The following is a 22,174-nucleotide window of genomic DNA, read 5'->3' as shown; positions in this document are numbered from 1 at the left end:
ACATGGCCATCACCCTTGAACAGGTCAACACCGCGCCGCGCGACCAGGCGCTGCAGCTGCTGGACGGGCTTTACGAGCACTCGCCCTGGGTCGCTGAAAAAGCACTCGACGCCCGCCCCTTCCGTTCGCTGGCGCAGCTCAAGCACGCGATGGCCCAGGTACTGCGCGCAGCCGGCAGGGACGCGCAGGTCAAGCTCATCCAGGCCCACCCGGAACTCGCCGGCAAGGCCATGGTGAGCAAAAGCCTCACGGCGGAATCCACGAATGAACAGGGCAAGGCCGGGCTGGCGGATTGCACGCCCGAAGAGTTCGCCACGCTGCAAAAGCTGAACACCGACTACAACGCGAAGTTCGGTTTCCCCTTCATCCTCGCGGTGCGCGGCCCGCGCGGTACCGGCCTGGGGCGGCAACAGATCATCGACACCTTCGCGCGCCGCCTGCAGAACCATCCCGACTTCGAGCTGCAGGAGAACCTGCGCAACATCCACCGTGTCGTGGAACTCAGGCTTAACGACAAGTTCGCCGCCACGCCCGCGCTGGGCAACGACGTCTGGGACTGGCACGAAACAATGTCGCGGTACAGCGACCCGGGCTACCTTGAAAAAGGCCAGCTCACGGTGACCTACCTGACCGATGCGCACCGCGCCTGCGCGGTCTATATCAGCAGCACCATGCGCGATTGCGGCTTTGACGAGGTGGGCATTGATGCGGTGGGCAATGTGGTGGGCATTTACCGTGCGGGCCCCCACCCCAACCCTCCCCCAGGGGGGGAGGGAGTGAAAACACTGTTGACCGGTTCGCACTACGACACCGTACGCAACGGCGGCAAGTACGACGGCCGGCTCGGCATCTTCGCGCCCATGGCCTGTGTGCGCGAGCTGCACCGCCAGGGCAAGCGCCTGCCTTTCAACATCGAGGTCGTGGGCTTTGCCGAAGAGGAAGGCCAGCGCTACAAGGCGACCTTCCTGGGTTCCGGCGCGCTGATCGGCGACTTCAAGCCCGAGTGGCTGGACCAGAAAGATGCCGACGGCATCACCATGCGCGAGGCCATGCTGAACGCCGGCCTGAAGCCTGAAGACATCGGCAAGATCAAACGCGAGGCCGGCAACTACCTCGGTTTTGTCGAAGTCCACATCGAGCAAGGCCCGGTGCTCAACGAGCTCGATTTGCCGCTGGGCATCGTGACCTCGATCAACGGCAATGTGCGCTACCTCTGCGAAATCACCGGCATGGCCAGCCACGCCGGCACCACGCCCATGAACCGCCGCCGCGACGCGGCCGCCGCGGCCGCCGAACTGCTGCTCTATGTGGAACGCCGCGCGGCGCAGGACGGCGACTCCGTCGGCACCGTCGGCATGCTGCAGGTGCCCAGCGGCTCCATCAACGTGGTGCCGGGGCGCTGCCTGTTCTCGCTGGACCTGCGCGCGCCCGTCGACGCGCAGCGCGACGCGCTGGTGGCCGACGTGCTGGCCGAGCTCAAAACCATTTGCGAACGCCGCGGCGTGCACTACACGACCGAGCTGACCGAACGCGCCGCCGCCGCGCCCAGCGCGCCGGCCTGGCAGCAGCGCTGGGAGCGCGCGGTCGATTCGCTGGGCGTGCCTGTGCATGCCATGCCCAGCGGCGCCGGCCACGACGCCATGAAATTGCACAAGGTGATGCCCCAGGCCATGCTTTTTGTGCGAGGCCAGAACTCCGGCATCAGCCACAACCCGCTGGAAAGCAGCACCAGCGACGACATCGAGCTTGCGATCCAGGCTTTCACCCATCTGCTTACCCATCTCGCGCCCTGACCACCATGACCTTTTCCACCGATTACGCCCGGCTCGACAGCTGGATAGACGCCCATTTCGACGAGGAAACCGCCTTCCTCCAGCAGCTCATACGCGTGCCCACCGATACGCCGCCCGGCAACAACGCGCCGCATGCCGAACGCACCGCCGAACTGATCAAGGCCTTCGGCTTCGAGGCCGAGAAACACCCGGTGCCCGAGGCTGATGTGCGTGCCTATGGCATGGAATCCATCACCAACCTGATCGTGCGCCGCCAGTACGGCAACAAGGGCGAAGGCAAAACCATCGCCCTCAACGCCCACGGCGACGTGGTGCCGCCCGGCGAAGGCTGGACCCACGACCCCTATGGCGGCGAAATTGTGGACGGCAAGATCTACGGCCGTGCCTCGGCTGTCAGCAAATGCGATTTCGCGAGCTTCACCTTCGCGCTGCGCGCGCTCGAAGCGCTGGGTGCGCCGCTCAAGGGCGCGGTCGAGCTGCACTTCACCTATGACGAGGAATTCGGCGGCGAGATGGGCCCGGGCTGGCTGCTCAAACAGGGCCTCACCAAACCCGACCTGCTGATCGCTGCCGGTTTTTCGTACGAAGTCGTCACCGCCCACAACGGCTGCCTGCAGATGGAAGTCACGGTGCACGGCAAGATGGCCCATGCCGCGATTCCCGACACCGGCGTCGACGCCTTGCAGGGCGCGGTACACATCCTCAACGCACTTTATGCGCAGAACGCGCTGTACCAGCAGGTCACCTCCCAGGTCGAGGGCATCAAACACCCCTACCTCAACGTGGGCCGCATCGAAGGCGGCACCAACACCAACGTGGTGCCCGGCAAGGTGATGTTCAAGCTGGACCGCCGCATGATCCCCGAGGAGAACCCAGCCGAGGTCGAAGCCAATATCCGCAAAGTGATTGCAGATGCCGCGGCCGAACGCAAAGGCATCACCATCGACATCAAGCGCCTGCTGCTGGCCAATTCGATGCGGCCGCTGCCCGGCAACCAGCCGCTGGTCGAGGCCATCCAGAAGCACGGCGAGGTGCTGTTCGGCCGGAAGATCCCGGCCATGGGCACGCCGCTGTACACCGACGTGCGCCTCTATGCCGAGGCCGGCATCCCCGGCGTGATCTACGGCGCCGGCCCGCGCACCGTGCTCGAATCGCACGCCAAGCGCGCCGACGAGCGCCTGGAACTCGAAGACCTGCGCCGCGCCACCAAGGTGATCGCGCGCACGCTGCGCGACCTGCTGGCCTGAGCTGCCTGCACGATGCCCCCCCGCTTCGGGGGTAATCACGGACGGAAAAATCCGCAAAAGCGCCGGGCCCGGCGCGACTTTCGCCGAAAATAGGCCGCACGCCGTGCCGGCGAGGGTGGCTCGCCCCTTCGCCCCCTCGCCCCCTTTACCCATTTTTCCCGCAAAGCACGGCATTGTTTTTGCTAATCCTTCCGTAGCTCCCGCTGCCGCTTCTTCGAGGCGGCCAGTGCTCATTTTTTGGCCCAGGACCACCCCATGACCTACCGCATGCCTTTGTTTTCCGCCGCGCAACTCGCCAGGGCCGCCAGCCTGCTCGCCGCCACCGCGGCCTTCAGCCTCGCCCATGCGCAGAACACCCCCATCAAGTTCCAGCTCGACTGGCGTTTTGAAGGCCCGGCTGCCCTGTTCCTCACGCCGGTGGCCAAGGGCTATTTCAAGGCCAACAAGCTTGACGTGACGGTGGACGCCGGCAACGGCTCGGGTGGCGCGGTCACGCGTGTGGCTTCGGGCACCTACGACATGGGTTTCGCCGACCTGGCTTCGGTCATGGAATTCCATGCCAACAACCCTGACGCACCCAACAAGCCCGTGGCCGTGATGATGGTCTACAACAACACGCCGGCCTCGGTGATGGCGCTCAAAAAATCGGGCATCAAGACGCCCGCCGACCTCAACGGCAAAAAAATGGGCGCCCCGGTGTTCGACGCCGGCCGCCGCGCCTTCCCGGTCTTTGCCAAGGCCAACAAGGTCACCGGCTTCCAGTGGGTCACCATGGACCCGCCGCTGCGCGAGACCATGCTGGCGCGCGGCGACGTCGACGCCATCACCGGCTTCACCTTCACCTCGCTGCTCAACCTCGAGGCGCGCGGCGTCAAGGCCGAGGACGTGGTGGTGCTGCCCTATGCCGACTTCGGCGTGAAGCACTACGGCAACGTCGTCATCGCCTCGCCCAAGCTCATCAAGGAGAACCCGGCCGCCGTCAAGGCCTTCCTGCAGGCTTTCACCAAGGGCGTGAAAGATGTGGTGGCCGACCCGGCCGCCGCGATTGAATTCGTCAAGGCACGCGACGGCATCATCAACGTGCCGCTCGAAGTGCGCCGCCTGCGCCTGGCCATAGACACCGTGGTCAACAGCCCCGACGCACGCGCCGAGGGCTTCGGCCAGGTCAAAGCCCCTCGCCTCACGCTGATGGCCTCGCAGGTGTCCGACGCCTTCGGCACCAAGACCCGCGTCGACCCCGCGCTGGTGTGGAACGGCTCTTTCCTGCCCACGGCGGCTGAACTCAACGTGCTGCCAGCTCCCAAGAAATAAGCATGTCCCTGGCCACTGCTGACAGCCCACATTTCGTTGATTTCCGCGACGTCTGGCTCGCCTACAACGACGAGCTGCTCGCGCGCAAACAGTTTTCCGTCGAGGCCATAGACCTGCAGGTGCGGCAAGGCGAGTTCATCGCCATCGTCGGGCCTTCGGGCTGCGGCAAGTCCACCTTCATGAAGTTGGCCACCGGCCTGAAGATGCCCTCGGCGGGCAGCATCCTGATTGACGGCCGGCCCGTGACCGGGCCGCTCAAGATCTCCGGCATGGCCTTCCAGGCGCCGTCGCTGCTGCCCTGGCGCACCACGGTCGGCAATGTGCTGTTGCCGCTGGAAATCGTCGAGCCCTACCGCAGCCAGTTCAAGGCAAAGCGCAAGGAGTTTGAAGAACGCGCGCGGCGCCTGCTGCAAAAGGTGGGCCTGGCCGGTTATGAAGACAAATTCCCCTGGCAGCTCTCGGGCGGCATGCAGCAGCGCGTGAGCATCTGCCGCGCGCTGATCCACGAACCCAAGATGCTGCTGCTCGACGAGCCCTTCGGCGCGCTCGACGCTTTCACGCGCGAAGAACTCTGGTGCATCCTGCGCGACCTCTGGACCGAGCAGCGCTTCAACGTGATCCTGGTCACGCATGATTTGCGCGAGTCGGTGTTCCTGGCCGACACGGTGTACGTGATGAGCAAAAGCCCGGGCCGTTTTGTCGTCAGGCGCGAAATCGACCTGCCGCGCCCGCGCGACCTCGAAGTCACCTACACCCGCGAATTCAGCGACATCGTGCACGAGCTGCGCGGCCACATAGGCGCGATGCGCGGCGGAGCGCAGCCATGAACATGAACAACAAACAGCTCGAGCGTTGGGCGCCGTGGCTGCTGCTGGCGCTGGTGGTGGCGCTGTGGCAGGCCGTGTGCGCGGGTTTTTCGGTGCCCGAGTTCATCTTCCCGGCTCCGCTGGCGATTGCCCAGGCCATGGCCGAATTCGCCGGCCCGATTGCCGAAGCCGCCTGGAAAACCTTCTGGGTCACGATGGTGGGCTTCGGCCTGTCCATCGTCGTCGGTGTGCTGCTGGGTTTCCTGGTCGGCTCGTCGCGCCTGGCCTATGCGGCGGTCTACCCGCTGCTGGTGGCTTTCAACGCCGTGCCCAAGGCCGCGATTGTCCCCATCCTGATCGTCTGGTTCGGCATAGGCATAGGCCCCGGCATCCTGACCGCTTTCCTGATCTCGTTTTTCCCCATCACCGTCAACATGGCCACCGGCCTGGCCACGCTCGAGCCCGAACTCGAAGACGTGCTGCGGGTGCTCGGTGCCAAACGCCGCGACGTGCTCATCAAGGTCGGCCTGCCGCGTTCCATGCCTTATTTTTTCGCCTCGCTCAAGGTGTCGATTACGCTGGCTTTTGTCGGCACCGTGCTGGCCGAGATGACAGCCGGGGATTCGGGGATTGGCTATCTCATGCAGAGTGCCGGGTCGCAACAACGGCTGGCGTTGGCGTTTGCCGGGTTGGTGGTGATTGGGGCTATGGCGATGGTGATGTATGAGTTGTTTAGTTATGTTGAGAAGCACACTACTGGGTGGGCGCATCGGGGGTCGCAGGCCGGCTAGCGCTTTTTATTCACGCCGATAGCCCGTTCCAGGCCGGATAATCCGCCAGTATGCCTCCATGCCTCCGCCCATGAAAATCACCTTCGTCGATGACAGCCCGCTGATGCGCCAGACGATTGGCCAGGTCCTGGCGCAGGGCTTCCCGGACGCAAAGATCACGTCATTTGAGACCTTGGGCGCCGCAATGGCATTTGCCCGCGAAGAAGAACAAGACCACTGGTTGATCGACCTGGGCTTGCCGGATGGAAGCGGCATCGACCTGATCCGCCAGGTACGCGAAACCTTCCCCTTGACGCATATCCTGGTCATCACCGTATTCGCGGATGCCGACAACATCGTCAACAGCATTCAAGCCGGCGCAAACGGCTACCTGCTCAAAGAAGACATGCAAAGAGCCCAGTCGCTGACCTCCTCGATTGAGGCTATTCGCCAGGGCGGCACGCCGCTTTCGCCCGTGATTGCAAGCCGTCTGCTGGCGCGCATGCAAATGCTCGACGCGCCGGCTCCTGTGAAGAACGAAGCATCCCGGCAACGCCAGACGTCTGCGCAACCAGCACCGCCCGACACGCCGGCACATGGGCTGGCGCCGCGTGAAATTGAATTGCTGCTTCTGCTGTCGCGTGGCTACACCTACCAGGAGGCGGCCAACTTGATGGCGGTGGAACTGGGGACCGTGCAAACCTACGTGAAACGCATCTACACCAAGCTCGCCGTGAATTCGCGAACCCAGGCGATTTTTGAGGCCCGCGCACTGGGTATCTCGTTGTGAGGTTTCTGGCCTGGCTGTCTCTGGCCTGGGGCCTGCTGGCAAGCGCGGCCTTCGCGCAACCTTTGCCCATCACGCTGGAGGAAGCCAGGCTCTCCGTGACGATTTCCCCATCCCACCGAGAGCAAGGCGAGTTGCGCGAACTGGGACGGCAGCCCCTGCCCTGGAAGTGGGACCAGAATTTTCCGCGGCGGCAGGGGGTGATGCATTTCACGCTGGATGTACCGATAGAACAAGCCCTGCTGACGCAACTGAAAGCCGACGGCCGCCAGGGCCTGGGTTTTTCATCGCTCCAGATGGGCAACCGTTATCGCTACCGCATCAACGGCAAGGCTTGGCACCACGTGGGCTGGAACCAGCCGAACACGCAATTCCGGACCGGACCGCGCTGGCAATTGCTGGCAGCCCAGGACCTGCAGGCAGGTACGAATATCCTGGAAATCGACATCCGCGCGGAACCCGCCAGCAACGCCGGGCTGGCCCGCATTGAGCTGGGGGATGAGTTCACTTCGCTGGCTGAGCATGAGAGCGAGGTCAATCACCGCAAGGGACTGGCATTGATGTCCGGGACCCTGTCGGCACTCATAGGCCTGATGGCTCTTGCGCTGTGGTGGCAAAGCCGCGACAAGGCTTACCTGGTCACCGGCCTTGGGCAAGCTTGCTTCGTCCTTTGGCAGGTCGATTTTTTTGTCGACTATCCGCCGGTCCCCACCTGGGTCTTCAACGCGGCCAGGTCGGCGACGTATGCCTATTACGCCGGGCTGATGTGCTGGGTCAGCGTGCTGCTGGTCAGGAAGCCCGCGCCGTGGCTGAACAGGCTTCTCCAGATTTACCTTTGGACGGCACTCCCTACCCTGGCGGCAGGTGCTGCTTTGCAGGACTACCGGGTTTACGAGCTGTTCTGGGTGCCCGCCAGCCTGCTGTTGGGCGCCGTGAGCTTCACTCGTTATACCGTTGTGACGTGGAAGAAGTCGGACGGCACGGTACGCCTCAACGCATTGATGGCGGGCGTCGCGGTCGCCTTCGGTCTTTATGACCTTGTGCTCACGTTATCGCCCTCGGGTTTTGGCAAAGCCAATCTGTTGAACTATGCATTCCTGTTCTATAACTTTGCCGTCGGCATGATGATGGTGCGCAATTACTGGAGCATGCAAAACAGGCTGCTAAGGCTGCGCTACGAAAAGGGCCTGGAGGTCAAGCAAGCGGCCATGCTCGAACGGCAACGCTTGATGCAAGACATCCACGACTCGGTCGGCTCCCAACTGGTCGCGCTGCTCAGTTTGGTCAAGAGCAGCGCACCGCAAGAAGTATTGCAAACGCACACCTCCGAGGTTCTTGACGAGCTGCGGATTGCAGTGGACGCCATCGAGAACGTCAATGGCGACCTGGCTGTAGTCCTGGCCACCATGCGGCATCGGCTGCAACCCCGGCTGGATTCCGCGAACGTGTCCCTGGTCTGGGAGGTAGACGCGCTACCGCGATTCGAACTGCTGACACCCAAGCATATTCAGCATATCCAGCGCATCCTGCTGGAGGTGTTTACCAACATCATCCAGCACGCCAAGGCGACACGCGTGGTATTTGCGGCCCACTGCGAGCAGCCAGATAGCGCAGAGGGTTCTCCACCAAAGGTTGCGCAAGGACACAGCCGCATGATCCGCGTCAGCATCAGCGACGACGGGATCGGCATCGGCAGCACCACCACAAGGGGGCGCGGTCTTGCCAACATGCAAAGCCGCGCCGGGATGCTGGGGGCGACGCTTGCGGTGACCACCGGAGAGGTTCGCGGTACTACTGTTAGTTTGGCAATTCCACTGCACTAGAAACTGGGCCCGGGTCTTGCGCCGGCCTTCCGCGCTCCCCGTGTCCTTTGCATGGACCTGCTGGCCGGGGGTAGCCCGGCGGCTACTCACTTTTCTTTTGCTTCGCCAAAAGAAAAGTAAGCAAAAGAAAAGGCGACCCTGGTTGCTGCGTCCCTCCGCTTCGCTGCGGGCAACCTGCGGTGCTCGGTCCAGACGGGGTCTCGCTAAACTCGCCTTCGGCTCAAACAACGCGATCCCTGATCCGTCTGGACCTCCGCTCCTCGGCGCATCCACAAGGGGTGGGGATAGGAATACCCAATACTTGAAGAAACAAGGACTCGCCGTGGCGAGTCCTTGTTTGTCTTGGTTTGTTCTTTGGTATTTTTTTCTTCTGTTCCCGCTCCCGATTGCCCCGTCCTGGCTGGGCCGAGGAGCGCAGAGACAAGCGGATCAGGGCCGGCGTTGTCTGAGCGAAGCGAGTTTAGCCGGACCCCGCTTGGCTCGAGCACCGCAGGTTGCCCGTAGCGAAGCGTAGGGACCCAGACTGCGGGTCGCCTTTCTTTTGCTTACTTTTCTTTGGCGAAGCAAAGAAAAGTGAGTTGCTGCCGGCAACCCCGGCCAGCAAGATCAAGAGAAGGGCACACCGCCGGGAAACCACAAGCCTAGAGAAACCTCTCAAGCAACCTGCGCGACGCCCGATCCAACGCAGTCATATCCCTCACACTGTACTGAACCCCTTGACTACCAGCGATCAACAGGCCAGTGCGTGCCAAGCGCCGAATGTCCTCCTCCCCCTTGAGGATGAAAGACGTTTCACCGCGGTCGGTCTCAACGGTCCACACACTGGGCGTACCAAAACTCGAGACACTTTTAAGCCGCGTAATCTCAGGCACAAAATCCCGCAACGCAAGTTCTTCCTCAAGCAGCGCGCGCGCAGCAGGCGCGACGGCTTGCAGGCTGTCAACCCAGGCGACTTCATGCCCTTCGGTGTTGACCAGCGAAATTCCTTCGTCAGGGGCAGCGATGGGAAAGGCCCGCACCAGCACCACGCCGGCATGCGCCTGGCCTCCCGAATCGGTGAACACCAGGCGGCCCGAGGCGTCGCGCACCAGCTGGAGAGCGGAGGAGATGGAAGTGAAATCAGTCATAACAGGTCCCGGGCTCATGCGTTGTCGACGTGATGCGCGGCGTGGGCGATCTGCGAGGTGGCCAGCGCGATGCGGCCTTCCTCGGCCTCCTCTCCGCCCTCTTCGTTGTCCACCTGGCGCGCCTGGGCTTCGTAGAGCCGCCAGTAGTGGCCCTGCCTGGCCATCAGCTCGTCATGCGGGCCGACTTCGACCACCTGGCCGCGGTCCATCACCACCAGGCGGTCGGCCTTGCGCAGCGTCGACAGGCGGTGGGCGATGGCGATGGTGGTGCGGCCCTGCACCAGGTTGTCCAGCGCGCGCTGGATTTCTTTTTCGGTCTCGGTGTCCACCGAGGACGTCGCCTCGTCGAGGATCAGGATGCGCGGGTCGATGAGCAACGCGCGCGCGATCGAGATGCGCTGGCGTTCGCCGCCGGACAGGCCCTGGCCGCGCTCACCCACCAGCGAGTCGTAGCCCTGTGGCAGGCGCAGGATGAACTCATGCGCATGGGCGGCGCGCGCGGCGGCCACGATCTCGGCGCGCGTGGCGCCGGGCTTGCCGTAGGCGATGTTCTCGGCAATCGTGCCGAAGAAGAGGAAGGGCTCCTGCAGCACCAGGCCGATGTGGCGGCGGTAGTCGGCCACGCCGAAGCGGCGTATGTCGGTGCCGTCCACGCTGATGGCACCGTCGCTCACGTCGTAGAAGCGGCAGATCAAATTGACCAGCGTGCTTTTGCCCGAGCCGCTGTGGCCCACCAGGCCAATCATCTCGCCGGGCCGTATTTGCAGGTCCAGCCCGCGTATCACCGAGCGGTTGCCATAACGAAAACCCAGGTTCTTCATGTCGATGCGGCCTTCGAGCTTGCCGATCTTCACCGGGTTGGCGGTTTCCGGCACGTTGGAAACATGGTCCAGGATGTCGAAGATGCGCTTGGCGCCGGCCGCGGCTTTTTGTGTGACCGAGACGATGCGGCTCATGGAATCAAGCCGGCCGTAAAAGCGGCCTATGTAGGCGATAAAGGCGGTCAGCACACCGACGGTGATCTGCTGCCTGGACACCAGCCAGATGCCGAAAGCCCAGACCACCAGCAGGCCCACTTCGGTGAGCAGCGAGACGGTGGGCGTGAACAGCGACCAAGTCTTGTTGAGCTTGTCGTTGACGGCCAGGTTGTGCTGGTTGACCTCGCGAAAGCGCTGGGCCTCGCGCTTTTCCTGGGCAAAGGCTTTCACCACGCGGATACCGGGAATCGTGTCGGCCAGCACGTTGGTCACGTCCGACCAGACGCGGTCGATTTTTTCAAAGCCGGTGCGCAGCTTGTCCCGCACCACGTGGATCATCCAGCCGATAAAAGGCAGCGGCAGCAGCGTCACCACCGCCAGCCAGGGGTTGATGGAAAACAGGATCACCGCGGTCATCACGATCATCAGCACGTCGGTCGCGAAATCCAGTGCGTGCAGCGACAAAAACACGCAGATGCGGTCGGTTTCCGAGCCGATGCGCGACATCAGGTCGCCGGTGCGCTTGCCGCCGAAGTAGTCCAGCGACAGCTCCAGCAGGTGGTCGAAGGTGGCGGTGCGCAGGTCGGCGCCTATGCGCTCGGACACCAGCGCCAGCAGGTAGGTGCGCGCCCAGTTCAGCGCCCAGCCCAGCACGGCCGCGCCCAGCAGGCCGCCCAGCAGCGCGCCGACCTTCCAGGGCTCAATCCGCTGGCCGTTCTGGAAAGGGATCAGGATGTCGTCCATCAGCGGGATGGTCAGGTAGGGCGGCACCAGCGTCGCGGCGGTGGAGGCCAATGTCAGTAGAAACCCGGCCAGCAGCTGGTGGCGGTAAGGGTGGGCAAAACGCCAGAGGCGCAGCAGCACCCAGGTCGAGGGCGGCGTGTGCAGTTCGCGGGCGCAGGCCGGGCATTCCTCGCTGTCCGGCGGCAGCGGCAGGTCGCATTCGGGGCACAGGGCCGTCTCGTCGGCCGGGGGCGCCTCGGCCAGGCCCTGGGCCGCCTGCTGCTGGGCAAACAGCCGCACCAGGCGCAGCGCCTGCACATTGGCGCCCAGCGTGAAGCGCCAGCCGGCCAGGCGAATGCCTGCCTGGTGCAGCTCCAGCGTGCCCACGCCGGCATGGTCGAAATGGCGCAGCGACAGGCCCGGCACCCCCTTGCCGGCCGCGTCCACCGTGGGCCAGGCGGCCCATTCCCCGCCAGGGGCGCGGGCCAGCAGGCGGCGGTCGGTCAGGGCCAGCAGGCCCTGGGCAAAACGAAGTTGGCTGTCCAGGTCAACCGTAAGCGTACACAGAACGTTTTCCTGGGTTGCAAGTTGTGAGCGAAGCCCCGCCAAAGCGGGGTCGGTAAGGCTGGAGTCGTCTGCCGGGTGTTTGTGTTGCATTGTGTTGGTGAATTCTTGGCGTCCCGCATCTGGCGCGGCTGGGTTTTCGCAGGTCTTGGTCTTCGCGCGTGGGGAACCCGAACAGGGGATTTTCGCCGAATGCAGCCCGGAACGACAAAATTGACCCTCAATCCCCGAAAATGGCGAAACCGTCTACCGATCCCGGGCGACGGCCCTGTTCGCGATAAGAACAAATACATAACGAGACACACGGGGATTCACCGGAGCCTTCACAGGCCCCACACTGAAATTCATCGGCCGGGACCAGGCCTCGCACCGACGGGTGCGGCGCCTGCCTGCCGACCATGTTGAGAACAATGAGCCCTCAGGACGACATCAAGCTGCTGCGCATCAACTACCTGCGCGGACCCAACATCTGGACTTACCGGGCCGTGCTTGAGGTCTGGCTGGACCTCGGCACCCTCGAAGACTTCCCCTCCAACGACCTCCCCGGCTTCAACGACCGCCTGGTCGCCCTGTTGCCGGCCCTGCTCGAGCACCACTGCGGCGTGGGCGAGCGCGGCGGCTTCATCCAGCGCCTGCGCGAAGGCACCTGGTCCGGCCATGTGCTGGAGCACGTGGTGATCGAGCTGCTCAACCTGGCCGACATGCCCACCGGCTTCGGCCAGACGCGCAGCACCTCGCAGCGCGGCGTCTACCGCATGGTGTTCCGCGCGCGCGACGAGCAGGTCGCCCGCACCGCGCTGGCCGAGGGCCACCGCCTGCTGATGGCCGCCATCAACGGCACGCCCTACGGCCCCGCCGACGTGCAGGCCGCCGTCGAGAAAATCCGCGCCAAGGTCGACGACTGCTACCTCGGGCCCAGCACCGCCTCCATCGTGGCCGCCGCCACCGACCGCCGCATCCCCCACATCCGCCTGAACGACGGCAACCTGGTGCAGTTGGGCTACGGCGCCAGTCAGCGCCGCATCTGGACGGCCGAGACCGACCTCACCAGCGCCATCGCCGAAGGCATCGCCCACGACAAGGACCTCACCAAAAGCCTGCTCGCCACCTGCGGCGTGCCGGTGCCCGAAGGCCAGATCGTCGCCACGCCCGAAGAAGCCTGGGAAGCCGCCGAAGACATCGGCCTGCCGGTGGTCGTCAAGCCCTCCGACGGCAACCACGGCCGCGGCGTGGCGCTGGACCTTAAAACCCGCGCCGAAGTCGAGGCCGCCTTCACGGTGGCCGCCCGGCACGGCAGCGAAGTCATGGTCGAGCGTTTTGTGCGCGGCCATGAGCACCGCCTGCTGGTGGTCGGCGGCCGCGTGGTCGCCGCCGCGCGCGGTGAAGCCGCCTGGGTGACCGGCGACGGCAGCGCCACCGTCGCCCAGCTGGTCGACGCGCAACTCAACACCGACCCGCGCCGTGGCGTTGGCGAGGACTTCCCGCTGGGCCGCATCAACGCCGCCGAAGACGGCGCCGTCATCCTCGATTTGCAGCGCCAGGGCCTGGCGCCCGACAGCGTGCCCGCCGCCGGCCGCGAAGTGCTGATCCAGCGCAACGGCAACGTCGCCATCGACTGCACCGACGCCGTGCACCCCGAAGTCGATCACGTCGTCTCGCTGGCCGCGCGTGTGGTCGGCCTCGACATCGCCGGCGTCGACGTGGTCGCGCAGGACATCTCGCGCCCCCTGCATGAGCAGGGCGGCGCCATCGTGGAAGTCAACGCCGGCCCCGGCCTCTTGATGCACCTCAAGCCCGCCGAGGGCGCGCCGCGACCCGTGGGCCGCGCCATCTGCGACCACCTGTTTCCGCATAACGCCGATGCCGACGCCGGCACCGACGGCCGCATCCCCATCGTCGGCATCGCCGGCTCCGGCGGCAACTACCGCGTCGCCCGGCTGGTGGCCTGGCTGCTGCACCTGTCGGGCCGGCACWCCGGCCTGGCCTGCCAGGCCGGCCTCTTCCTCGACCAGCGCTGCGTCGACGCCTCCGACTGCGCCAACTGGGAAGCCGGCCAGCGCCTGCTGATCAACCGCGCGGTGCAGGCCGCCGTCTTTGAGAACGGCGCCGACACCATCCTGCGCACCGGTTTGCCTTACGACAAATGCCAGGTCGGCGTGGTCACCGACCTGGGCGGCGCGCAAGGCCTGGCCGAGTTCGACATCACCGAAGACGATCAGATGTTCAAGGTCATGCGCTCGCAGGTCGACGTGGTGCTGCCCGGCGGCGCTGCCGTGCTCAATGCCGCCGACCCACGCATCGCCGGGATGGCCGAGCTCTGCGACGGCGAGGTGATCTTCTACAGCGTCGACCCCAAGGCCCCGGCCCTGGCGGCGCATTGCGCCCAGGGCGGCCGCGCCCTCTTTATCCGGCAGGACCAGGTGGTGCTGGCCACCGGCGCCAGCGAGGCCTTCTTGCCCGGCCTCGGCAAGCTCGGCGCCTGGCGCGAACGCCGCGGCCTCACCGAAGACGCCCTGCTGGCCGCCATAGGCGCGGCCTGGGCGCTCGGCATTTCGCTCAACCTCATAGGCGCCGGCATGGAAGCCTTCGAAACCACCCCTAAAACCGCCGGGAGTGCCGAATAATGGAAGTGTCCCGCATCCGCGCCCTGCGCGGGCCCAACCTCTGGAGCCGCCACACCGCGCTCGAAGCCATCGTCGCCTGCACTGCCGTCGAATGCAACATCGCCGGCCTGCCCGGCTTCGAAGCCCGTGCGCGCGCGCTGTTCCCCGGCATGGGCGCGCTGCGCCAGACCGGCCACGCCGGCGCACTGTCGCTGGCCCATGTGCTTGAAGCCGCCGCGCTCGAGCTGCAGGCCGCCGCCGGCTGCCCCATCACCTTCAGCCACACCGCCGCCACCGTCGAGGCCGGCACCTACCAGGTCGTCGTCGAGTACAGCGAAGAAGCCGTCGGCCGCCTGGCCTTTGAACTGGCCCAGGCCCTGATCCACGCGGCCCTGCGCGACACCGCCTTCGACCTTGACGCCGCCATCGCCCAGCTGCGCGACCTCGACGAGGACGAGCGCCTGGGCCCCAGCACCGGCGCCATCGTTGACGCCGCCGTCGCGCGCGGCATCCCTTATCGCCGCCTCACCAAAGGCAGCATGGTGCAGTTCGGCTGGGGCGCCAAACAGCGCCGCATCCAGGCCGCCGAAGTCGACTCCACCAGCGCCGTCGCCGAATCCATCGCCCAGGACAAAGACCTCACCAAAAAGCTGCTGCGCGCCGCCGGCGTGCCGGTGCCGCTGGGACGGCCCGTCACCGACCCCGACGACGCCTGGGCCGCCGCCCGCCAGGTCGGCCTGCCCGTGGTCGTCAAGCCGCAGGACGGCAACCAGGGCAAGGGCGTCACCGTCAACATCAGCACGCGTGAGCACCTGGACATCGCCTACAAGACCGCCGCCGAACACGGCGAGGTCATGGTCGAGAAATTTTTGCCCGGCAGCGACTTCCGCCTGCTGGTGGTCGGCAACAAGCTGGTCGCCGCCTCGCGCCGCGAGCCGCCGCAGGTCGTGGGCGACGGCCTGCACACCGTGCGCGAACTGGTCGACATCGTCAACCAGGACCCGCGGCGCGGCGAAGGCCACGCCACCTCGCTCACCAAGATCCGCTTTGACGACATCGCCGTCGCGCGCCTCGAAGTGCAGGAGCTCACGCCCGAATCGATTCCCGCCAAGGGCCGGCGCGTCATCCTGCGCAACAACGCCAACCTCAGCACCGGCGGCACCGCCACCGACGTCACCGACGACGTGCACCCCTCGGTCGCCGCGCGCGCCGTGGCCGCCGCCCAGATGGTCGGCCTGCACATCTGCGGCGTCGACGTGGTCTGCGAAAGCATGCTGCGCCCGCTCGAGTCGCAAAACGGCGGCGTCGTCGAAGTCAACGCCGCGCCCGGCCTGCGCATGCACCTGTCGCCCTCCTACGGCAAGGGCCGCGCCGTCGGCGCCGCCATGATCGACGAGCTCTTCCCCGCCGGTGACAACGGCCGCGTGCCCGTCATCGCCGTCACCGGCACCAACGGCAAGACCACCACCACCCGCCTGATCGCCCACCTGATGGCCGCCGAAGGCCTGCGCACCGGCATGACGAATACCGACGGCGTCTACATCAACGGCCGGCAGACCGACAGCGGCGACTGCAGCGGCCCCAAGAGCGCGCGCAACGTGCTCATGCACCCCGACGTCGACGCAGCCGTGTTTGAGATCGCCCGCGGCGGCGTGCTGCGCGAAGGCCTGGGCTTCGACCGCTGCGAAGTCGCCGTCGTCACCAACATCGGCAGCGGCGACCACCTCGGCCTGAACTACATCACCACCGTCGAAGACCTGGCCGTGCTCAAGCGCGTCATCGTGCAGAACGTGTCCAACACCGGCTACGCCGTGCTCAATGCCGCCGACCCCATCGTCGCCGACATGGCCGCCACCTGCCCCGGCAAGATCATCTTCTTCGCCGCCGACCGGCATCATCCGCTCATGGCCACGCACCGCGCCCAGGGCAAACGCACCGTCTACGTCGACGGCCCCATGCTGGTGGCCGCCGAAGGCGCCTGGGTCGAGCGCATCCCGCTGCAGGGCGTGCCCGTCACCCGCGGCGGCAGCATCAGCTTCCAGGTCGAGAACGTCATGGCCGCCGTCGCCGCCGCCTGGGGCGCCGGCCTGAACTGGGACACCATCAGGCGCGGCCTCGCCAGCTTCGTCAACGACGCCCACAACGCGCCCGGCCGCTTCAACGTCATGGACTACAAGGGCGCCACCGTCATCGCCGACTACGGCCACAACCCCGACGCCATGCGCGCCCTGGTGGCAGCCGTCGACGCCATGCCCGCCACGCCCGGCCAGCGCCGCAGCGTCGTCATCAGCGGCGCCGGCGACCGCCGCGACAGCGACATCCGCGACCAGACCATCATCCTCGGCGGCGCGTTTGACGACGTCATCCTCTACCAGGACGCCGCCCAGCGCGGCCGCGCCGACGGCGAGGTCATGGGCTTGCTGCGGCAGGGGCTGGAAGGCGAGCACAAAGCCCTTCGCACCCAACGCATCGACGAGATACGTGGTGAGTTTTTGGCGATTGATACTGCGCTTGAGCGGCTGTCGCCGGGGGATCTTTGCCTGGTGCTGGTGGACCAGGTGCAGGAGGCGCTTGAGCATTTGGCTGCTCGGGTGAAGGATGCGAAAGAGAAAGTTACGCAATAGGGTTGAGGCCGGTCTTGTCCCCGGCCTTTGCGCTTTTTGCTGAGAGTTGCTGGCCGGGGTTGCCGGCAGCAAGTAACTTTCTTTTGCTTCGCCAAAAGAAAGTCACCAAAGAAAAGGCGACCCGCAGTCTGGGTCCCTACGCTTCGCTTCGGGCAACCTGCGGTGCTCGACTACGGCGGGGTCTCGCGCAAACTCGCTTCGCTCAAACAAGCGCGATCCCTGATCCGCCTACGTCTGCGCTCCTCGGCCCAGCCAGGACGGGGCAATCGGGAGCGGGAGCGGGAACCGGAGTAGACGGTGATTACAGCTCGGCGGTGCGCTCAATGGATGACCCGGGTTTTCTTCGCCGGGGTGCGGGACCAAACTCCGCGTCCGTGGCGCTGTACATGGGCGCGGCTGGCGCCCTGTGCGGTGACGGCTGCGGTGTGTTCACGACGATGGTGCCGGCAATGAGGTCGGCCATTGATTGCCGCCACGGCGTATGCATGACAAGTGCAAGCTCCACGACAAAAGGCAGCACCAGAAGCCACGGTTGCTCGATCGCGGCGCAGATAAAAAAAGCCAGGACCAGGGCAAGCACACGCACGAGCGGCCTCACCAACGCTTGCATATATGTGACTTCGCCGTTGCCCCGTATGGACACGACCGAAATACCGGCGACAGTGCGGCCGAAGCTCAGGTGCGGGGCGAACAAACCCGCGGAGTTGTACGCGACATAAGCGACGGGGATGACCGCTGCGATCCACTCCGATGAAAAACCCAGCATCTCGCCAAAGGCAAAGAGAATCAGCAGCGCCACGAACAGCGCCATGGCATCGAGCACCGACGCGAGCAAGCGGTGGCCCCAGGATGCGAGATTTGGTTTGGCGGCCGGCATGTGTGAAACCTGAGGTGGGCTCAAGAAAATTGCGGCAGCTGGCGAAGCTGGACGGAAAAAGCCAGCTTGTAGCAAGAGATACGGCGCCTGCACCCAAGAAAAGCGACGGCCTTACTTTCACCTGGCCTACCCGGCAAATTGAGGTCAAGCCTCATGGAGCGATTTCATGAGTTTGTCCATATCCGTGAAGTCAATGGATTGCCAGACACTCTCCTCAACGCGACGCCGGGGCGGAAATGCGCGCAATGTCCAGCTAATGAAGCCCACAACAAGCCGTGTTCGCTTGCCGTTCAGCAGTACGTCCGCCTGATAAAAAATACCGCCGAGCTTGACTTCATAGCGCCCGCAATAGTGGAGCACTTGGCCGGAAGCTGCATGCAGACGTTGACCCTCTATGGTTTTGAAAGACATGTAGTGAGATCTCTCGTGTCGCCCGGGCTCATGCCTTGAATTCTCGAACCACCTCAATCAACCCCACAATGTTCTCATTGAGCGCCTCGAGTTCCTCTGCGGGAACCCACCATTCCGTGTGGTGCGCACCGCCCACTTTCTCGACCTTGTAGCGCGCCATGAATTCGCTACGCACCTCGAACCGGGTCACGCAGCCGTAGCCGCTGGCGGGGACATTCCAGTCCCTGGCGATCTCAACCGCGTACTGCTCGTTTGTCACAGGATAGAAGATGGGCTGTTCCGGCAGTCGCGGCGGCCACTTCCTGTAGCCGCTCTGCTTCACAAGCTCTAGTTCCTCAGGGCCGGTCGGGCGATACAGGGTGGTCGTTTCTTTCATCGGGAAGATTGTGACAGCCTTGGGCCGGGTATTGCTCCGGCCTTTCGCGCTCCTCTCTTGGTCCTGCTGGCCGGGGGTAGCCCGGCGGCTACTCACTTTTAGCGAAACCCGCAAAGCGGGTTTTCTTTTGTTCGCCAAAAGGCGCGCTACGCGCGCGGGGTTTGCTCACTTCGCGAAGCGAAGTTACGCAAACACCAAAAGTAAGCAAAAGAAAAGGCGACCCTGGTTGCTGCGTCCCTTCGCTTCGCTACGGGCAACCTGCGGTGCTCGGTCCAGACGGGGTCTCGCTAAACTCGCCTTCGGCTCAAACAACGCGATCCCTGATCCGCCTGAACCTGCGCTCCTCGGCGCATCCACAAGGGGTGGGGAGGAATACCAAATCCAAATACCGAATACATGAAGAGACAAGGACTCGCCACGGCGAGTCCTTGTTTGTATTTGTCTTCTTTGTGTTTTCGTTTTCTGTCTTCTGTCCCCGCTCCCGCTTGCCCCGTCCTGGCTGGGCCGAGGAGCGCAGACGTAGGCGGATCAGGGATCGCGCTTGTCTGAGCGAAGCGAGTTTGCGCGAGACCCCGCCGTAGTCGAGCACCGCAGGTTGCCCGAAGCGAAGCGTAGGGACCCAGACTGCGGGTCGCCTTTTCTTTGGTGACTTTCTTTTGGCGAAGCAAAAGAAAGTTACTTGCCGCCGGGCAACCCCCGGCCAGCAGAACCAAGAAGAGAGAACAGAGGAAGCGCACTAGCCGGAGCAAGACCCGGCCAAAGAACCTTAGCTCTCGTTATGCTCAAGACTAACCCTCCGCCGAGTCCCAGCCGAAACATCGTAGGTGTTAAAGCTGCTCATCATCCGGCCATAAAGATGCAAACTCACCGCCCGCGGCCGCTCCGGCGGCACCCCCGTCACATGGATGTGGTCGGGATTCGGCACAAAGCTGGTCACCGCGCCGCGCCCGAGCAGGATGACGCCGCCGCGCACAAGGTTGATGCCCTCATCGGTGTTGCGGTCCACTGACAGGCGCACATAACTGCGTTCCTCCAGCACCCCTTCGAGCACACCGACCACGCCCCAGCTTCCGTGGTCGTGCACCGGCGTCCACTGGCCGGGCGACCAGACCAGGGTGTAGAGGGACAGGCTGGCATCGGGGGCGCTGTAGACCAGGTTGCGGGCGTAATGGTCCGGGTCGCTGCGGTAGTGTTGCGGCTCCAGGAAAGTCGCCGCCTGGTCTATCAGCTCCAGCATCCGCGGCGCGAGCGCCAGCACACAGTCGGCGGGATCCAAGCGGCGCTGCGTCTGCTCGACGGCGCTGGAGATGAAGTGATCGAGGGCGGAGGTGGCCATATTGTTTGTGTTTCTTGTCAGGCGTATCAACGAATGGGCGATGGCCGGACCGGAACCAGCTTGCGCACCACCCTTGGGGGAAGCACGAAATATACCAGCGGCCTCTGCCCACGTTAACTGTCCACGTTAAACTTCGCCCATGACCTGGAACGCGACGCTCGCACTCGACTACACGCACCAGGCCGGCAAGACAATCGCCCACTTCCGCCACAGCGGGCCGCTGCGCATACTGCAAAGCCTCTACCCCGAAGGCGACGCGATCTGCCACAACGTCATCGTGCACCCGCCCGGCGGCCTGGTCGGCGGCGACACGCTGGAGCTGGCCTTCAGCGCCGCGCCCGGCACGCACGGCCTCATCACCACCCCCGGCGCCACACGTTTTTACCGCTCCACCGGCGAGCCCGCGCTGCAGAACACCCGGCTCACGCTGGCAGCCAACTCGCGCATGGAATGGCTGCCGCTGGAAGCCATCTGCTACAGCGGCTGCCTCGCCGAGAACCGCCTCACCATCGCGCTCGCGCCCGGCGCAGAACTCATGGGCTGGGACGTCACCGCGCTGGGCCTGCCCGCGGCCGGCCAGCCCTTTGAAAGCGGCAGTTTCCGCCAGCACATCGAACTGCCCGGCGTCTGGCTGGAGCGCGCGCGCCTGGACGCGAACGACAAGCTGCGGATGGACAGCCCCGTGGGCCTGGCCGGCCGGCGCTGCATGGCCACGCTGTTTTTTGTGGCCGGCAGCAAGCTCGAGCGCAAGCGCCGCGAGCTCGCGCTGGACTGCGCGCGCGAGATCCTGCAAAGCCATGCCCTGTCTCCCACCGCCGGCGCCACCAGCCCCGACGCGCAGGTCATCGTCGTGCGCGTGCTCTCGCCGGTGGTCGAACCCGCCATGGCTTTGCTCAGGCAGGTGTGGCAGGCCTGGCGCAAGGAGCTGTGGCAGCTGGCGCCCTCGACACCAAGGCTCTGGTCGACCTGAAGCGCCGCGCCCGTCGAAGGTTGAAGAAGCCGGGCTGTATATAAAAACATCAATCCGCGCGCCCGGCGCGGAGGCCCGGCCCATGAGAGACCCGTCCTACATGGGAATGGGCATAGGGCACGGACGGCCCGGAGCTTTTCCTTTCACGGCCCCGGCCGGGCCCGGCCCAGACTCCATTTATCGACATCCGTCGAGTTCGATCAAGGAGTTTGACCATGATTTCATCCCGGAATTTCCGCTTGGCCCAAAGCGCCGCCATCTTTGGTGTCGCCGCCCTGCTCTCCCTGGGCGCCACGGCACAAATCGCCTCCGGCACCACCGGCATCGACGCCACCGGCGATGCCAGGAGCGAGATGAATGCCTGCCTGACCGGCCGCACGCAACAGGACCGTGAAACCTGCATGACCGAAGTCCGTAACGCCAACGCTGCCAAACGCGCCGGCAAGGTTGACAACGCCAACGGCCAGTTCTCCGCCAACGCGCTCAAACGCTGCGACGTCTTCAAGGGCGAAGACCTGATCGCCTGCCAGGCCCGCATCGTCGGCTACGGCAAGGCGGACGGCAGCGTCGCCAGCGGCGGTGTGGTCCGCCAGGTAGAGACCGTCGTCGTCCCGGCCGGCGCCACCAACGTGCGCGTACAGCCGCAGACCTCAACCGACAACATTGTGGTGATCCCGGCGCCAGCCGCCGCGCCATCGCAATAAAAGTTGCCACTCGCTCCGCCGGGGTTTGATGAAAACCCCGGATGAAGCAGAAGCAAAGGTGGGCCGCATTGCGGCCCACTTCTTTTGTGTGCCGCAATGCCGTTGGGGAGTGGGTCTTTAGGCCGGGTCTTGTCCCGGCTTTGCGCTTTTTGCAGAGGGTTGCTGGCCGGGGGTAGCCCGGCAGCTACTCACTTTTCTTTTGCTTCGCCAAAAGAAAAGTAAGCAAAAGAAAAGGCGACCCTGGTTGCTGCGTCCCTCCGCTGCGCTACGGGCAACCTGCGGTGCTCGGTTCAGGCGGGGTCTCGCTAAACTCGCCTTCGGCTCAAACAACGCGATCCCTGATCC

Annotated in this window: 17 protein-coding genes; 11 read left to right on the top strand and 6 right to left on the bottom strand. The window is 64.9% G+C overall.

Translation table 11 applies throughout. The features are described 5' to 3' along the window. Positions 1-2 precede the first annotated feature (2 nt). The 7 genes from uraD (at position 3) to AC1D0O_RS09720 (ending at position 8,537) form a co-directional block, all read left to right on the top strand. A complete protein-coding gene (gene uraD / locus AC1D0O_RS09750; protein ID WP_477653334.1) occupies positions 3-1,793 on the top strand; it encodes a 2-oxo-4-hydroxy-4-carboxy-5-ureidoimidazoline decarboxylase in 1,791 nt (596 codons plus the stop codon). Positions 1,794-1,798: 5 nt separating this feature from the next. After that, positions 1,799-3,040: a M20 family metallopeptidase gene (locus tag AC1D0O_RS09745; protein ID WP_477653333.1), complete on the top strand. Its 1,242-nt coding sequence runs from the start codon at positions 1,799-1,801 to the stop codon at positions 3,038-3,040. A gap of 255 nt (positions 3,041-3,295) precedes the next feature. Next, the gene (locus tag AC1D0O_RS09740) at positions 3,296-4,351 is read left to right on the top strand and encodes an ABC transporter substrate-binding protein (protein ID WP_477653332.1); all 1,056 of its coding nucleotides are present in this window, start codon (positions 3,296-3,298) and stop codon (positions 4,349-4,351) included. A gap of 2 nt (positions 4,352-4,353) precedes the next feature. Continuing rightward, positions 4,354-5,178 (top strand): ABC transporter ATP-binding protein, encoded by an 825-nt coding sequence (locus AC1D0O_RS09735; RefSeq protein WP_477653331.1) that lies wholly within the window; start codon positions 4,354-4,356, stop codon positions 5,176-5,178. Positions 5,179-5,180: 2 nt separating this feature from the next. Further along, positions 5,181-5,948: an ABC transporter permease gene (locus tag AC1D0O_RS09730; RefSeq protein ID WP_477653669.1), complete on the top strand. Its 768-nt coding sequence runs from the start codon at positions 5,181-5,183 to the stop codon at positions 5,946-5,948. 70 nt (positions 5,949-6,018) lie between these two features. Continuing rightward, positions 6,019-6,717: a response regulator gene (locus tag AC1D0O_RS09725; RefSeq protein ID WP_477653330.1), complete on the top strand. Its 699-nt coding sequence runs from the start codon at positions 6,019-6,021 to the stop codon at positions 6,715-6,717. Then, complete coding sequence (locus AC1D0O_RS09720; RefSeq protein WP_477653329.1) at positions 6,714-8,537, top strand: sensor histidine kinase; 1,824 nt, start codon at positions 6,714-6,716, stop codon at positions 8,535-8,537. Before AC1D0O_RS09725 ends, AC1D0O_RS09720 begins: the two co-directional genes overlap by 4 nt. Before the next feature lie 641 nt (positions 8,538-9,178). On the opposite strand, the gene AC1D0O_RS09715 is transcribed toward AC1D0O_RS09720, so the two are convergent. Together AC1D0O_RS09715 and AC1D0O_RS09710 are read right to left on the bottom strand one after the other, a co-directional pair. Beyond that, complete coding sequence (locus AC1D0O_RS09715) at positions 9,179-9,664, bottom strand: cyanophycin metabolism-associated DUF1854 family protein (RefSeq protein WP_477653328.1); 486 nt, start codon at positions 9,662-9,664, stop codon at positions 9,179-9,181. A gap of 14 nt (positions 9,665-9,678) precedes the next feature. After that, entirely contained in the window at positions 9,679-12,021 is a 2,343-nt protein-coding gene (locus tag AC1D0O_RS09710; RefSeq protein WP_477653327.1) for a cyanophycin metabolism-associated ABC transporter, read from the bottom strand. 317 nt (positions 12,022-12,338) lie between these two features. On the opposite strand from AC1D0O_RS09710, the gene AC1D0O_RS09705 reads away from it, so the two are divergent. Further along, positions 12,339-14,552, top strand: coding sequence for a cyanophycin synthetase (locus AC1D0O_RS09705; RefSeq protein WP_477653326.1), 2,214 nt, complete (start codon positions 12,339-12,341; stop codon positions 14,550-14,552). Next, on the top strand, positions 14,552-17,155 hold the full coding sequence (gene cphA, locus AC1D0O_RS09700; RefSeq protein WP_477653325.1) for a cyanophycin synthetase: 2,604 nt from the start codon (positions 14,552-14,554) through the stop codon (positions 17,153-17,155). Before AC1D0O_RS09705 ends, cphA begins: the two co-directional genes overlap by 1 nt. 301 nt (positions 17,156-17,456) lie before the next feature. Here cphA and AC1D0O_RS09695 read toward each other — a convergent pair whose 3' ends face one another. The 4 genes from AC1D0O_RS09695 to AC1D0O_RS09680 form a co-directional block, all read right to left on the bottom strand. Further along, the gene (locus AC1D0O_RS09695; RefSeq protein WP_477653324.1) at positions 17,457-18,032 is read right to left on the bottom strand and encodes an RDD family protein; all 576 of its coding nucleotides are present in this window, start codon (positions 18,030-18,032) and stop codon (positions 17,457-17,459) included. Positions 18,033-18,176: 144 nt separating this feature from the next. Beyond that, positions 18,177-18,443 carry a hypothetical protein gene (locus AC1D0O_RS09690; protein WP_477653323.1) on the bottom strand — a complete coding sequence of 89 codons (267 nt, stop codon included), beginning with the start codon at positions 18,441-18,443 and terminating at the stop codon, positions 18,177-18,179. Positions 18,444-18,471: 28 nt separating this feature from the next. Beyond that, on the bottom strand, positions 18,472-18,819 hold the full coding sequence (locus tag AC1D0O_RS09685; RefSeq protein ID WP_477653322.1) for a hypothetical protein: 348 nt from the start codon (positions 18,817-18,819) through the stop codon (positions 18,472-18,474). A gap of 766 nt (positions 18,820-19,585) precedes the next feature. Then, on the bottom strand, positions 19,586-20,155 hold the full coding sequence (locus AC1D0O_RS09680) for a cysteine dioxygenase family protein (protein ID WP_477653321.1): 570 nt from the start codon (positions 20,153-20,155) through the stop codon (positions 19,586-19,588). Positions 20,156-20,294: 139 nt separating this feature from the next. On the opposite strand from AC1D0O_RS09680, the gene AC1D0O_RS09675 reads away from it, so the two are divergent. Together AC1D0O_RS09675 and AC1D0O_RS09670 are read left to right on the top strand one after the other, a co-directional pair. Next, a complete protein-coding gene (locus tag AC1D0O_RS09675; RefSeq protein WP_477653320.1) occupies positions 20,295-21,125 on the top strand; it encodes an urease accessory protein UreD in 831 nt (276 codons plus the stop codon). Between the two features lie 215 nt (positions 21,126-21,340). Then, complete coding sequence (locus tag AC1D0O_RS09670; RefSeq protein WP_477653319.1) at positions 21,341-21,829, top strand: hypothetical protein; 489 nt, start codon at positions 21,341-21,343, stop codon at positions 21,827-21,829. Positions 21,830-22,174 lie beyond the last annotated feature (345 nt).

This window comes from Polaromonas sp. P1_F2, from assembly GCF_056405735.1.
Note: the sequence above shows the minus strand (reverse complement) of the source record. Positions and strands in the feature narration are given on the sequence as shown.